The following is a 14,487-nucleotide window of genomic DNA, read 5'->3' on the forward strand; positions in this document are numbered from 1 at the left end:
TGTATCATTAGTTGTTTCTTAACAGAAATATCACAGACCAACCCATTTTCATTGCTGATATTTACAACGTAACTTAAAATTTAAGGATGAAAATTAAATACCTGCTGCTCTTTCCTGCATTACTTGGCAATGCTTCTTTTGCACAGAAAAAAACGGCACCTGCTGTTACTGCTCTTCCCAGGCCAAAATTAATGGTTGGGATTGTGGTTGACCAAATGCGCTGGGATTATTTGTACCGTTATTACGACCGCTACCAAACGGGTGGTTTTAAGCGGATGCTGAATGAAGGTTTTACCTGTGAAAACACGAATATTGATTATATTCCAACGGTAACTGCTGCCGGACATACTTGTATTTACACCGGTTCTGTTCCGTCTATTCATGGTATTGCCGGTAATGATTTTATCATCCAGGCAACCGGAAAATCTGTTTATTGCACAGAAGATAGCACCGTAAAAACAGTAGGAAGCGCTTCTGATGCTGGCCAAATGTCGCCCAGAAATTTATTGGCAAGTACTGTTACCGATGAGCTTCGTTTAGCCACTAATTTTCGTTCTAAAGTAATCGGCATCGCTTTAAAAGACCGCGGTGGAATTTTACCTGCCGGCCATGCTGCCAATGCTGCTTATTGGTTTGATGATGCTTCCGGCAACTGGATCACAAGCACTTATTACATGAGCGGGCTTCCTTTATGGGTTAAAAATTTCAATGAGCAAAAGCTGGCGCAAAAATATTTAAAACAGGATTGGAATACGCTTTATCCGATTCAAACTTATGTACAAAGCGAGGCAGATAACAACAAACACGAAGGTGCTTTCAGTGGTTCTGAAACGCCAACTTTTCCTGTTAAAACGGCTGCTATGCTGGCAAAAGGTGTTGGTATCATCCGCAGTACTCCTTATGGTAATTCGCTCACCTTAGACCTGGCTAAAGCAGCTGTTGAAAATGAACAATTAGGCAAAAATACGGTAACAGATTTTTTAGCTGTAAGCCTTTCTTCTACCGATTATATTGGCCATCAGTTTGGACCTAATTCCGTAGAAATTGAAGATACATATTTACGTTTAGACCGAGATCTGGCCAACTTCTTTACTTATTTAGATGGCAAAGTTGGTAAAGGAAATTATACTGTTTTTTTAACTGCCGATCATGGTGCTTCACATAATCCTAACTTTTTAATTGATCATCAAATTCCTGCCGGTTTATGGGGAGCTTCTACGCTGAAAGATCTGAACCAGATGCTGGAGAATAAATATAAGGCAAAAAAACTGGTGATCAACTTAGGAAACTATCAGGTTAACCTCAACAATGTGCTCATTCAAAACAACAAATTAAACCTGAATGAGATTAAAGCTGACTGCATTGCATTTTTACAACAGCAAAAAGGCGTAGCGTATGCAATAGATATGGAAAAAGTACAACAAGCCAGTATTCCGAATGAATTGCGTGATCGGATTATAAACGGTTATAATCATGACCGTTCCGGAGCAATCCAAATTATTCTGCAACCTGGTTGGTATTCTGGCCATGGTGCAACCGGCACTACGCACGGCACCTGGAACCCTTATGATGCACATATTCCGTTAGTTTTTATGGGTTGGGGCATCCAGCATGGACATTTAAACCGCGAAACACACATGACAGATATTTCTGCAACTGTAGCTGCTTTGCTGCATATACAGGCGCCGAATGGTTGTATCGGCCAGCCAATTTCTGAGGTGTTGAGGTGAAAGGTTTTAAGGTAAAAGGTTAAGAGGTGAAAGGTAAAAGGTTGAAAGGTAAGAGGAAGAACGAAAAAGCCTAAAGTTTTTTCTAAATTTACCTAAACACTTGCAAATTTTTCCTTTCACCTTAAAACCTTTTTCCTTTCACCTTAAAACCCTTTACCTTTTCCTATGTCTTCCCATCACGTTGTTCGCGAAAAACAAGAACCCGCTTTACTTATTTTAGAGCTGGATTTATTTGATGAAGAGCACCTGGGCCAATTATTAGAATGGAGCCCGACAGTTTTGGTAACGGATGATGCTGCAGAGAAACTGTACAGTTTAGGGATTAAGTTTGATGTGCTGCTTACTCAAACCGAACCGGTATTTTTACAGGAAAACTTGCGCTTAATTACAGTTGAGGAAGACGCACTAAAAGCAGGATTACAATTTTTAATCAGCGAAAAATATCCGGCAGTCAATATTATTGCCGGTAAAAGAAGCATGGCAGATTTTCTGGTTTACGCGGATCAGATCACTTTAGTTATTTTCAGCAATCATCAAAAAATTTATCCGGTAAGCAGCAGTTTCAGTAAATGGAAAGCAGCAGGAGAACTCATTTATATTGATGATATTCCTGCTGATTTGGAACAAAGCGGACTGGAGCAAATCAACCAAAATCAGTTTAAAACAAAAAACGATGGTTTTTTTACGTTGAAATTTGCGCAACCTTATTTATTTATTGCGGAAGATATTTAAAAAGCAGCCGGATCATCCAAACATTTCATTAAATCAGGATATTGGAACTGGTAATTCAAATCAGCAATAATTTTATCAGGGCTGATGATTTTCCATTGCGTTTTCTCTTCCAAAAAATCCGGCACAGCAAAACCTGATCTTAAAATTGCCTTGCCGTAAAATTCTTTTTTAGTGGGATGAGAAGGTGCAACTGCATTGTAAATTCCGGTTTTTTGCTGGTTTAAAACAGCTTCGATCAAACCCAAACAATCATTTAAATGGATCAGGTTAACCGGAGCTAAGCCATTGGGAATACTGTTTTTATCCCTGAAAAATCTTCCCGGGTTTCTGTTAGGGCCAAACAATCCGCCAAAACGGATCACAGTGGTATCAAAGTTTTTATCCGGTAAAAACAGCATCTCTGCCAGCAGCAATTCCGATGGATTGCTCGGCTCGTCTGCTTCGGTAACTTCGCGGCAAACATCAGCGTAAACAGAAGTAGAACTGATAAAAATAACTTTGCCGATAGTGGCAGCGTGCATAAAAGGCAGCAAACCTTGCATTTTTTCGAGGTAACCAGCCTGGGCGTTTTTTCTGGATGGCGGCACATTGATCAACAAAAAATCTGAATTGAAAAATACCGGGTCAACTTGCTCTTTTAAATTTCCTAACTGCATTAAAAAAGGCTCAATTGCAGCTTTTTCAAGCAACGTTAACTTTTCCCGGGTTGTGGTAGAACCTTTAACCCGCCAGCCTTTTTTAACCAGTTTTTGTGCCAGCGGAAGGCCCAGCCAGCCGCATCCTGCAATGCTTATTGTTTTATTTTTACCTTTGCTGCTCATTCTAGCAAAGATAAACCAAATCATTTTGGCATCTCATTTGTAATCATGCAACTTAAATACGATCATCAACTATGAAAATTTTATCCAGAAAATTAGCCGTTACCAGTATAGCCATTGCTATGGCAGCAACGTTTAACACCGGTTGTTCATCTTTCACCAAAACCCAAAAAGGCACAGCTATTGGTGCCGGAGCCGGTGGTACAATTGGTGCTTTAATTGGTAAAAAAGCAGGAAATACAGCCATTGGAGCCATTATTGGCGGTGCAATTGGCGGAACTGCAGGTGCTTTTATTGGTAGGAAAATGGACCGCCAGGCAGCAGAAATTAAACAAACCGTTCCCGGAGCTGATGTAGTTCGCGAAGGAGAAGGTTTGATTGTAAAATTTGATTCGGGCATTTTGTTCGATGTAAATAAAACCGATTTAAAGCCTGCTGCAACCACTAATTTGCAAAACCTGGCAGCTTCTATGCAAAAAAACCCGGACACCAATATTTCGATCATCGGTTATACGGATAATACCGGTTCTGCGCAATATAACCAGGATTTATCTGTACGCCGGGCAGAAGCTGTAAAATCTGCAATAACAGCTAACGGTGTTTCCGGTTCCCGTTTAACTACTCAGGGAAAAGGCGAGGGCGACCCGATTGCAGATAACAGTACAGAAGCCGGACGTGCACAAAACCGCCGCGTAGAAATTGTAATTGTAGCCAATGATAAAATGAAAGCTGACGCAAAAACGGCTCAATAATTTTAATTTTTACCTGGTAAAAGAAGCATTCCTGCAAAACGGGGATGCTTCTTTTATTTTACGGCAAACCGGTACTTCGCTATTAAAAAATGCTTTATCTTTGCATCGATGTTAAAAAGATCAGGAATAGTTTTAGTTGTGCTGCTGTATTTAGTTACAGCTACCGGCTTTGCTTTAAACCTGCATTTTTGCGGCAATAGTATCGAATCGGTAAAGATTGACGGGCCAACTAAAAAGTGCGGTATGGACAGCAAATGCTGTAAAAATACGCATTTGGAAGTTAAGGTTAAAGATGCACATCAGGCTGTACATGCTTCTTTTACCGGCAAAAATTTAGTGTTCCTTGTTCCTGTTCTTAGTTATGCTTCTTCTCAAGAGCTATTAACTATTAACCAATTTGCCAATCCAGTTCCAGATCGCGGTCCGCCACATCTTAATTCTGTTCCTGTTTTTGTCAAAAATTGCACTTTCCGGATTTGATTGAATTGTAATTCTTCAGAAAATAACACAGCTTTTAGCTGCTGTTCTACTGTTTTTACAATTACAATTTTACGATCATTCCTTCATGAAAACTTTTAAAATATTACTGGCTGTTCTGGCCGTTTCTATTGGTGCTGCAAAAGCACAATTTGTTAAAGCCGAGTTACAAGTTAGCGGTTTAACTTGTTCTATGTGTTCTAAAGCAACCGAAAAATCATTACGCACTCTGCCTTTTATCAGCGATATTAAGCCTGATTTAAACCGCAATCTTTTTGTGATCACTTTTAAAAAAGATGCACCTGTAAACCTGGAAGCGATCAGCAAAAAAGTGCAGGACGCGGGGTTTTCTGTTAATAAGCTAACTGCTTCTTTCAATTTTGATAACTTAAAGATCAACAACAATTATCATTTTAATTACGCAGGAAACACGTATCATTTCCTGAATGTAAAGGATGAAACTTTAAACGGGGTTACGCCGGTTACTATAGTTGATAAAAATTTTGTGCCGGTTTCTACTTATAAAAAATATGCTGCTCAAACTACTAATTTTCCTTGCTATAAAAGCGGCATGATGGGCAGCCAGAAAGTTTACCACGTTACTATTTAAAGGTTAAGGAAATGAAATATGCATTTCTTTTTTGGTGCTTTTTAGCATCAACCTTAACTGCTTTTGCCCAGGAATTATATGTAAATACCGAACCGGCCAGCAATATGGCACGACATTCTTTAGGGCTCAGGTTAGAAAATCAGGGTTACTTTAACCCTGGTTTTCGTAACCGAAATACGGTAGAATTGATGTATGGCGCAAGCAAAAATTGGATGGTGCATGCTTCCGGTTACGTATCAGATTTTTACCGGCAAAAACAGCATTTAGATGGTTTTAGCGCTTATGCAAAATATCGTTTTTTATCGGTTGATTCTGTTCAGAAGCATTTTCGCGGCGCGGCTTTTATTAAAGCATCAACCATTAATAATCCAATTATTAACCAGGAAATTACTTTGGAAGGAGACAATTCGGGCTTGCAAGGCGGCTTGGTTTTTACGCAATTACTGCATAAACTGGCGCTTTCCGGTTCTGTAAGTTATTTGCGTGGATTGGATAATCAGCATAACCAAATTCCTGTTGGTTTTGCGCGGGATGCTGTTGCTTATACTTTATCTTCCGGTTACCTGCTTTTCCCTAAAAACTATACCAATTACAATCAAACCAATGTGAACGCATATCTGGAATTATTGGGGAAAACGAATCCGGGTTACGGGCAAAGTTACTTAGATGCTGCTCCTGCTATTCAATTTATTATTAATAGTGTTTTTAGGGTTGATCTATCTTACAGAACACCTTTGTATAATAGCATGACTCGCAATTCACAAAATATGTATTTGGTGCGGTTGGAGTATAATTTTTTTAATTTGTTTTGAGGGAAATTTAAGGTGATAAAAGAAGTATTCTTTTTATTCTGATCTGTTAATTTTTACAGGGTTTTGCCTTGTATCAAAAACGTCAGCGATTTCAATCCTGTTTTTCTTCTCGTTAATCCAATAAATAATCTTATAATTTTTATAAACCAAATAACGATATTCTTGCGCATGTTTGGAAAGTAATTCTTCTATTTGTCCGATACGAGGTTCTGTTTTTAACCTCAAAGTTTCATGCACTATTCCGGAAGTCAGTTTTTTCGCTACTCCGGAATTTGCTTTTTCTTTATAATAGCTAAAAATATTCTGCAACTCATTTTTAGCAACAACAGTCCAATAAAGGTTTAACTCCAAGTTTCTATTTCAGCTAAAAGTTCAGTAACTTCGATCAATCTGCCATTTTTAGAATCTTCTATAGAAGCATCTATTCGTTTGTGAAATTCTTCCATCGTCATTGGCTTAAAGCTGTTGTTTTCAAGCTTTTTCTTTTCTTCTTTTAACAGCTGTTCAAAACGTAAAATTGCTTCTTCGCTTTGAAGTTTAAAGAACTCCTGAATAAAATCAAATTTTCTTGTCTTTAAATCCATGCCTTTAAGGTTTTAACAAAAATAAAGATTTTAGTTATATGCTATCACTTATTATGAGTATTATAAATAGATATTCAAATAGCACGTTGCTTTATTTCCACGTCCAGTCTTTAAAGTCTTCATCCTCAAATACATCCGGAATAACTAATTCATCATCACCGTTTTTCGCCATTTCTTTAAAAGCTTTTGCTCTTCAACCGGACTGATGACAATTGTATTATCCTTTACTTCAATGTTTACTTCATATTCAATTGAACATTCTTTAAGAATATTTTGAGGTAGAATTATACCTTTTGAATTGCCAATATTTCTTATTGTCGATTTCATATTTAAAGTTATAACAAATTATAACAATATAAAAGAACACAAACATTTTTAATTTTTCTCACACCTTCCCCATCGCCACCTTAATATGTCCCAAATGGTGCAAACCATGCCAGGCATACAAACCTAAAGCGGCTTTAAGTGAAACTGATTTTTGAGTAGCCGGATGAAAAAAAGTACGGCTCCATTGTTCTTCTGTTAAAGAGTTCATTAATTCTACCCAACGAAAATGTATGCCTTCAATCATTTGGAAAGATGGCGCAACCGGCATTTTATAATCTGGCAGCAAAGCCCAGTCTGCTTCCTGATAAGGTTTTATGGTTGGGTTATCTTCTGTTAAAGCCAGTTTAAAACGCGTTAAACTGTTGGAATGACTATCCGCAACATGATGGATTACCTGCCTGATCGTCCATCCGCCCAAACGGTATGTCGTATCAAACTGCTGGTAATTTAACCCGGCTACGGCTTGGCGCATTTGTCCGGGCAGATCGGCTATTTCCTGTATCCAGGACCGCATTTGTTCTTCCGTAAAGGATGCTGGTGCTGTGTATTTTCCAATGGGATATCTTTCGTCTGTCATGATCTTTTTTAATTAAATGCTTCTTTTATCACCTAAAAATTGAGCTCCGGATGTTTCTTATTAAAATCCGTTGCATCCTGATAAATTTTAGCTGCTTCCAGAATTTTTCCTTCGCCAAATAATTGTCCCATAAAAGTAATACTAACCGGCCGGCCTTGTTTATTAAAACCGTTAGGTAAAACTACGCAAGGATTTCCGGTTAAATTGGTAAGCACTAAGTTACCGGAAAAAGCTGGCGCAATATACATATCCAGGCCTTTTAATTTTTCGTACCAATCCTGGATCACCATTGTACGAACACGGTTTGCCTGGATATATTCAACCGCCGGAACAAATTGTGCCGTACGGAAAATATTTGGCCAGCCGCCCTTTCCCTGGCGGACCATCAAATCAGACTGATGGTTTAAAACCAGTTCCTGAAAAGCTGTCCCGGATTCTGTTTCCAGAATAAAACGCAAAGAGTTGTAAGGCAACGTTGGCAATTCTATCGGTACTAATGCTGCACCTAATTCTTTCAGTTTTATTAAGGTTGATGAATCACTTTCCCGGTTAAAGCGGCTTCGGTCGAAATCTGTTTTTAAATATCCTATTTTCCAGCCTTTTAACGATTTCTGTTTGCCATCGTACTTAAAAGGAGCAGCAATGGTACTTAAATCTTGCGGATCAGTTCCCTGAATGGCGTTAAAAACAATGGCGCAATCTTCCGCACTTCTGGTAATCGGACCGAGTTTATCCATTGTCCAGCTTAAAGCCATCGCACCGGTTTTGCTAACGCGGCCAAAAGACGGGCGCAAACCGGTATCACCACATTCCGTAGAAGGCGAAACGATAGAACCCAACGTTTCTGAACCAATGGCAAAAGGCAAACAACCGGCAGAAACCGCAGAAGCCGGGCCAGCCGAAGAACCGCTGGAACCGCGCTTAATATCCCAGGGATTATTAGTCCTTCCGCCAAACCAAACATCGCCCGAAGCAAGTTCACCTAAAGTTAATTTAGCAACCAACACAGCGCCTGCTGCTTCCAGTTTTTTTACAACTGTTGCATCAATATCCAACTCCTGGTTTTTATATGGAACAGAACCCCAGGTTGTTTTATAACCTTTTGCTGCTAACAAATCTTTTACACCAAACGGAATACCATGCAAAATACCTTTATAATGTCCGGCTTTTATTTCGGCATCGGCTTGTGCTGCTTGTTTTAAGGCTAATTCTTCTGTAAAATTTACGACGAATAATAATTTAGGATTATATTTTCTCAATCGTTCAATAAAGAATTTAGTCAGTTCTACAGAAGATATCTTTTTAGTACGGACCAGATCAGCCAATTGACGAATGGTATAAAAAGCCAACGCGTTTTTGTCCGCAGGCATATTGGCTGTGCTTCTTTTATCAAGCAAAAATTCATTGGTTTTATCAGGATAAACGAAGCCCACGGGAATTGGGTTGAAGTTTAAAGCTGGAACAACGTTATTTGGAAGATGCAATTTGCGCAGCTCTTCATACGCTTTACGGTGCTCGTTCAACCCAGTCAGCATTGAATCAGCTTGAGCCAGAGAAAACTCAATGCCAGTTATTTTTTCAGCTTCGTTGACCACCGCAACTGTTATCGGACTATTTTCTAGTTTTTGGGTGATAAAAGCACCACAAATAAAGCTGAAGCCACACAAAAAAGTGATGGTTAGAATTTTTTTGGTAGAAATACTCATCAATGTAACTTGTTTAACCGTTTGTTCTAAAAATAGCGTTTTGTAATTTGTTAACTTCGGCTCAATGAAAAAAATTTGTATCTTTTTATTTACATTCATTTTTAACAGCGCCGCTTTTGCCCAAACCATTAAAACCGGTGTACTGGTAATTGGAGGTGGCGCAGCAGGCGTGGCAGCCGGAATCCAAAGCGCAAGGAGCAATGTAAAAACGATAATTTTAGAACCTGGCCCATGGCTGGGCGGTAGTTTAACTTCTGCCGCGATGTGTGTTGTAGATGGAAACCGAAATTTTCCTTCGGGAATTTGGGGAGAATTCAGAAAACGGATCAAAGAATATTATAAAACTACGCCTGGTTTTGATACCACCAGCAATGCCGTTCTTCGTTTTGAACCTGCTGCTGGCGCGGCTGTCCTCAAAAAAATTACAGATACGGCTAAAAACCTCACCGTTCATTTGAATGCTTCTTTTACCGGCATAAAAAAAGACGGAACAGGTTATGAAGTTACCGCAAAAATTAACGGAGAAAATGCTATCATCAAAGCGCAAGTTGTAGTTGATGGAACAGAGACCGGAGACGTAGCAGCTAAATTAGGCGTACCATTTGATGTTGGTTTTGAAAGTGAAGCACAAACCGGAGAAAAATGGGCGCCAAAAACAGCACTGCCAATCATTCAAAACATAACCTGGATTGCAATTTTACGAGATTACGGACGTGCGGCTGATCGAACCATTCCAAAGCCCGAAGGATATGATGAACATTTATACACTTCTCTCCAAAGCAAAAACATTAAACAAACCTTGGAAAGCGGCCGGTTGCCCAACGATAAATTTATGCTTAAAGTAAAAGGCGTAAATGATTACCCGGTTACCATTGCTGATTTTGCTTCGGCTTCGGCAAAAGAAAATGCTTATCAGCAAGCCCGCTTAAAAACATTGGGATTGGTTTATTATCTTCAAACAAAGTTGGGTTATAAAAACATCAGTCTGGATAATTTAGAATTTGCTTCTGTCGATCATTTACCTTATCTTCCTTATATCCGCGAAGTAAGACGAAGCAAAGGCGTTATCAAAATGGTTTTAGATGATATTTATACGCCTTACAGCCGTTCTTCCAAACTTTACCGTACTTCTATTGGAATTGGCGATGCTTCGCCTGGCCAGCATCTTTTGCCGCTTGGCAAAGCTCCTGAAACCAATTATGGTGCTTTTCCGGCTTACAGTATTTCGGCAGGAGCAGCAATTGTAAAGGATTTTGATAATTTTTTGGTAGCAGAAAAAGCGATGTCTGTTACACATTTGGTAAATGCAAGTACCATGTACCCATCGGTACAAATGACAGTTGGACAAGGCATTGGTTGTATTGCTGCTTATTGTGCCTTTTTTAAAACCACTACCAAAAGTATTAAGCTTCGCTTGATCCAGAATGAGATATTAAGTTATCATGGCTATTTAATGCCTTTTTTAGATGTGAAGCAAAATGACCCACAGTTTATTGCGATCCAAAAAATTGGTGTAACCGGATTGCTTCAAGGCGTGCAAAAACCTTCGGGCGGTTCTGCCCCTGTTTTCTTTTTGCCTGATTCTGCTGTAAAAACGGCTGAAATAAAACCTGTTTTAAGTGAAATTTATACCCGTTCGTTCCTTTGGTTCAACAAAACCAAACCTGCTGAATTTTTTACCATTGGTAATATGCTTTCTTTTATTGAGGAGCTGAATTTGCGCGATGCCAAAACATTCCGGTTGCAAATTCAAAACGACTGGAAAACGAAATTGCATTTAAACACTGCATTTGATATAAGCCGGCCAATCACAAGAAGAGAATTTGCTGCATTGGCAGATGTTTACCTGAAACCTTTTGACCGTTCGATAGATTTAACAGGGAAACTTTTAAACTGAATTTTTTACTGGTAAAAGAAGCATTGGCAAAATAATGCATGCTTCTTTTACCGGTAGTTTCTTTGTGGTTGATAAAACAGATCGATATGGGATCAAACAGGTCTCCTTCTTGAAAAAATCAGTTCATCATCATACAAACCATTTTTATAAAGTGACTTTTTAAAAGTGGCCTCATGTTGATAACCGGCTTTTTGTAAAACTTTTGCAGAAGCCTGATTACTGGCAAAAACACCGGCATAAATTCGTTCAATAGCAAACCGATCAAAAATATAGGTGGTAAACAAAGCAAGTGCTTCCGCCATGATGCCTTTTCCCCAAAACGGGCTGCCTAACCAATAACCTATTTTTGCGTTTTTACAATAAATCCCATTTTGCAAGTCAACACCAATTCCTCCCACAACTTCCTCACCTATTATTAGAGCTGCATTAGTTTGCGGTTCAGGCTGTTTCGTTTGTAAGGTTATCCAAAAATCAGCATCAGCAAGCGTATAAGGCGAAGGAAACCTGTTATCCAAATAGGCTTCAACCTTTGGATCATCAGCATATTTTTGTAAAGAAACTTCGTCGCCTTTTTTATAGGGACGAATTTCAAAGCTAAAGCCCTTCAATATCATTTATTAACAAATATGTGTAAAACTTTTTTCAAATAAATTGATGCAAACAGTTGTTTTAACAGATATTAAAGTATAATTTTATAAAGAGATTAAAAGCTTATTTATTCTACCTGATTCGATTTTACTTCCAGTACTTTAGTTGCAGCACGAATAATAAGCGGTTTACATTCTAATTGTTAATTTTTTTTTGGGGGAAAGCCGTTCTGTTTTTTTACAGAACGGCTTTTTATTTTAGTGGGCATCCACAGGCATCTGCACAGGCTTTCTTCTAAAAGGCTGCAGATACAAAAGTGGTATCGAACACAACATGATCAATCCGGATACCCAATAGGCATCATCATAAGTTAACAGCAGGGATTGTTTGATTACTGCCCCTTCCATTGCACCGTAAGCCATGTGTGTGGCATCCAGCATAGATTTACCTTTTGCCAAAAATGCTTGGACATACATGTTATAACGCTGCACAAAAGCAGGGTTATAAGGATTAATATTAGTTAAAAGATTATTCCGGTGAACACCTTGCCTGATGTGGATTAAAGTAGTTAATGCCGCTATACCAAAAGATCCTCCTAATTGCCGCATCATATTATTTAAGCCTGTTCCCTGTCCGAGTTCAGGCCCTTTTAAATCTGCAATGGCCAGCGTTGTTAATGGTACAAAAAGCAGTGCCATACCAATACCACGAATAGCAAGCGGCCAGAAGAAATCACCAATTCCTGTTTCAAGTGTCGAATTACTTAACATGTGCGTAAACACAAAGAACAGGAACATGCCAATGGTTGCCATAAATTGTGCAGGAACACCTTTGTTAAGCATTTTACCGATAAAAGGCATCATACATATTGTAAACAACCCTCCCGGAAAAAGTATTTTACCAGTTTGCGCAGCGGTAAAACCAAGCAACGTCTGACAGAATATTGGAAATACAAACACCGAACCATATAAACCAAAACCCAAGATAAAAGAAGTAAACATCCCGACCGAAAAGCTCCTGTGCCGCATGATACTGAAGTTAACTATTGGATTATCAGTACTTAACTCACGCCATATAAATAAGATGGTGCCGAGAACAGCCATAATGGTTAATACCAGGATATAAGTTTTTGCAAACCAATCTTCTGATTCCCCTTTTTCTAAAATGGTTTGTAAGCTTCCTACCGCAACCGCTAATAAGGCAATTCCCCACCAATCAATAGGTTTGTCTCTTCCGGTTTTAGGTGTAGCACGAACAAATGTATAAGTACAAAAGGCCGCTAAAGCACCTACCGGTATATTTACATAAAATATCCAGGGCCAGGAATAATTATCTGTAATCCAACCACCAATTGTTGGACCAACGGTTGGCCCGACAACGGCGCCTAAACCAAATAATGCCGTTGCTGTACCTACCTGTTCGCGTGGCCAGGTTTCTAACAGAATAGCCTGGGCAGTTGATATTAATCCGCCGCCGGCAACCCCCTGAATAATACGGAAAACTACTAACTCGGAAAGACTATGTGCATTGCCGCAAAGAAAGGAAGCAATAGTAAACAGTACGATAGAACCTAAAAAGTAATTTTTTCTTCCAAAAAAGCTGCCCAGCCAACCAGACATTGGCAAAATGATTACGTTGGCTACCGCATACCCGGTTGTAATCCAAGCAACATCTTCCAGGGTTGCCCCCAGGTTACCCTGTATTTGTGGTAAGGAAACATTCACAATGGTTGTATCAATCAACTCCAGCAAAGAAGCGGTGATTACCGTTATGGTAATGATCCATTTTTTAAAACCAGTTTCGGCCATTGTTTTAATCTTTATAAATAACAGAAACATCAACGCTCATACCCGGGCGTAATTTTTCCATTACTTCTTTATTTGCATTGATTTTTATTTTAACCGGTACACGTTGTACAACTTTTACAAAGTTACCGGTAGCATTATCCGGAGGAAGCAATGAAAATTTGGCTCCTGTAGCAGGCGAAAAATTATAAACTTCTCCCTGTAATTTTAACCCAGGATAAGCATCAACATTAATATCTACCTTTTCTCCGCTCCGTAAATGGTCTAACTGGGTTTCTTTAAAGTTAGCCGTAATATAAATACTGTTATCATTTACTACCGAAAACAAAGTTTGTCCCGCTTGTACCAATTGCCCTTTTTGTACATTCTTTTTAGATATAATACCACTTGCAGGCGAATAAATAGTGGTGTATGATAGTTGTAATTTTGCAAAATCGACATCTGCCTGGCGTTGGTTTACTCCTGTATTGGTTACTTGTAATTGATTTCTGGTAGTTCCGATTTGTAGCTGTGCAGCACGGTATTGTTCTTGTGCAGCGCTATAATTGGCTTGTGCCACATCTCTGTTTGCTTTAGCCTGATCAAATTGCTGCTGTGTTACAGAACCATCTTTTACCAAGTTAGCATAACGGGCATAATCTCTGTTTGCTTGTTCTAATCTCGCTTTTGCAGATTCAGCCTGTGCACGTGCACTTGCAGAATTAGCAGAGGTAGCAGTTATTTGAGACTGGCCCACACCTACGCTTGCCCCTGCACCCTTTTGTGCTGCCTGTGCTTGTTCTAACCTTACTTTATAATCACGGTCATCCAGCTTTACCAAAACCTGGCCTTTATTAACGTGCGTATTTTCTTCAAAAGCAATGCTATCTACATAACCTCCCACACGTGCAACTACCGGGCTGATATCGCCGTCAATTTGTGCATCATCTGTATCTTCGTGTTTGCTGTAATAAATATATTCTCTGATACCAAATATTACACCTGTTAAAAGTACTAAACCTAATATAATAGGAATTACCCTGTTCGGTTTCTTGGTAACTACTGGTTCTTCTGTTTCTATTTCTTGTGCCAT

At 39.1% G+C, this 14,487-nt stretch carries 16 protein-coding genes; 7 read left to right on the forward strand and 9 right to left on the reverse strand.

All coding sequences use genetic code 11. The annotated features are described in order from the left end of the window. The first annotated feature begins 86 nt into the window (after positions 1 to 86). Positions 87 to 1,730 (forward strand): alkaline phosphatase PafA, encoded by a 1,644-nt coding sequence (gene pafA, locus GO621_RS00940; protein WP_157563108.1) that lies wholly within the window; start codon positions 87 to 89, stop codon positions 1,728 to 1,730. A 165-nt stretch (positions 1,731 to 1,895) separates the two neighbouring features. Beyond that, positions 1,896 to 2,462, forward strand: coding sequence for a thiamine pyrophosphokinase (locus tag GO621_RS00945; RefSeq protein WP_198170088.1), 567 nt, complete (start codon positions 1,896 to 1,898; stop codon positions 2,460 to 2,462). On the opposite strand, the gene GO621_RS00950 is transcribed toward GO621_RS00945, so the two are convergent. Continuing rightward, positions 2,459 to 3,283 (reverse strand): NAD(P)-binding domain-containing protein, encoded by an 825-nt coding sequence (locus GO621_RS00950; RefSeq protein ID WP_198170089.1) that lies wholly within the window; start codon positions 3,281 to 3,283, stop codon positions 2,459 to 2,461. The two genes, GO621_RS00945 and GO621_RS00950, sit on opposite strands and share 4 nt — an antisense overlap. Positions 3,284 to 3,354: 71 nt before the next feature. Here GO621_RS00950 and GO621_RS00955 point away from each other — a divergent pair, with 71 nt between their 5' ends. From GO621_RS00955 to GO621_RS00970, 4 genes are all read left to right on the forward strand, one after another. After that, entirely contained in the window at positions 3,355 to 4,032 is a 678-nt protein-coding gene (locus tag GO621_RS00955) for an OmpA family protein (protein WP_157563114.1), read from the forward strand. A 108-nt stretch (positions 4,033 to 4,140) separates the two neighbouring features. Further along, positions 4,141 to 4,512: an HYC_CC_PP family protein gene (locus GO621_RS00960; protein WP_157563116.1), complete on the forward strand. Its 372-nt coding sequence runs from the start codon at positions 4,141 to 4,143 to the stop codon at positions 4,510 to 4,512. Positions 4,513 to 4,597: 85 nt separating this feature from the next. After that, complete coding sequence (locus tag GO621_RS00965; protein WP_157563119.1) at positions 4,598 to 5,119, forward strand: heavy-metal-associated domain-containing protein; 522 nt, start codon at positions 4,598 to 4,600, stop codon at positions 5,117 to 5,119. Positions 5,120 to 5,130: 11 nt separating this feature from the next. Continuing rightward, positions 5,131 to 5,931 (forward strand): hypothetical protein, encoded by an 801-nt coding sequence (locus tag GO621_RS00970; protein WP_157563122.1) that lies wholly within the window; start codon positions 5,131 to 5,133, stop codon positions 5,929 to 5,931. A gap of 33 nt (positions 5,932 to 5,964) precedes the next feature. Here GO621_RS00970 and GO621_RS00975 read toward each other — a convergent pair whose 3' ends face one another. From GO621_RS00975 to GO621_RS00995, 5 genes are all read right to left on the reverse strand, one after another. After that, the gene (locus GO621_RS00975) at positions 5,965 to 6,282 is read right to left on the reverse strand and encodes a type II toxin-antitoxin system RelE/ParE family toxin (RefSeq protein ID WP_157563125.1); all 318 of its coding nucleotides are present in this window, start codon (positions 6,280 to 6,282) and stop codon (positions 5,965 to 5,967) included. After that, positions 6,273 to 6,515: a hypothetical protein gene (locus tag GO621_RS00980; RefSeq protein ID WP_157563127.1), complete on the reverse strand. Its 243-nt coding sequence runs from the start codon at positions 6,513 to 6,515 to the stop codon at positions 6,273 to 6,275. Before GO621_RS00980 ends, GO621_RS00975 begins: the two co-directional genes overlap by 10 nt. A 144-nt stretch (positions 6,516 to 6,659) precedes the next feature. Continuing rightward, entirely contained in the window at positions 6,660 to 6,842 is a 183-nt protein-coding gene (locus GO621_RS00985) for an AbrB/MazE/SpoVT family DNA-binding domain-containing protein (RefSeq protein WP_232335559.1), read from the reverse strand. Between the two features lie 58 nt (positions 6,843 to 6,900). After that, positions 6,901 to 7,419 carry a YfiT family bacillithiol transferase gene (locus tag GO621_RS00990; RefSeq protein WP_157563130.1) on the reverse strand — a complete coding sequence of 173 codons (519 nt, stop codon included), beginning with the start codon at positions 7,417 to 7,419 and terminating at the stop codon, positions 6,901 to 6,903. A 32-nt stretch (positions 7,420 to 7,451) separates the two neighbouring features. Next, complete coding sequence (locus tag GO621_RS00995) at positions 7,452 to 9,125, reverse strand: amidase (RefSeq protein WP_157563133.1); 1,674 nt, start codon at positions 9,123 to 9,125, stop codon at positions 7,452 to 7,454. Between the two features lie 64 nt (positions 9,126 to 9,189). Between GO621_RS00995 and GO621_RS01000 the strand changes: the two genes are divergently transcribed. Next, entirely contained in the window at positions 9,190 to 11,022 is a 1,833-nt protein-coding gene (locus GO621_RS01000; RefSeq protein ID WP_157563135.1) for an FAD-dependent oxidoreductase, read from the forward strand. 92 nt (positions 11,023 to 11,114) lie between these two features. On the opposite strand, the gene GO621_RS01005 is transcribed toward GO621_RS01000, so the two are convergent. The 3 genes from GO621_RS01005 to GO621_RS01015 all read right to left on the reverse strand — a co-directional run bounded on the left by GO621_RS01005 (position 11,115) and on the right by GO621_RS01015 (position 14,487). Continuing rightward, positions 11,115 to 11,636 carry a GNAT family N-acetyltransferase gene (locus GO621_RS01005; protein WP_157563137.1) on the reverse strand — a complete coding sequence of 174 codons (522 nt, stop codon included), beginning with the start codon at positions 11,634 to 11,636 and terminating at the stop codon, positions 11,115 to 11,117. Between the two features lie 231 nt (positions 11,637 to 11,867). Beyond that, positions 11,868 to 13,418 (reverse strand): DHA2 family efflux MFS transporter permease subunit, encoded by a 1,551-nt coding sequence (locus GO621_RS01010; protein WP_157563140.1) that lies wholly within the window; start codon positions 13,416 to 13,418, stop codon positions 11,868 to 11,870. A gap of 4 nt (positions 13,419 to 13,422) precedes the next feature. Further along, complete coding sequence (locus GO621_RS01015; protein WP_157563143.1) at positions 13,423 to 14,487, reverse strand: HlyD family secretion protein; 1,065 nt, start codon at positions 14,485 to 14,487, stop codon at positions 13,423 to 13,425.

It is taken from the genome of Mucilaginibacter arboris (assembly GCF_009754915.1).
GTDB classification, from domain to species: domain Bacteria; phylum Bacteroidota; class Bacteroidia; order Sphingobacteriales; family Sphingobacteriaceae; genus Mucilaginibacter_A; species Mucilaginibacter_A arboris.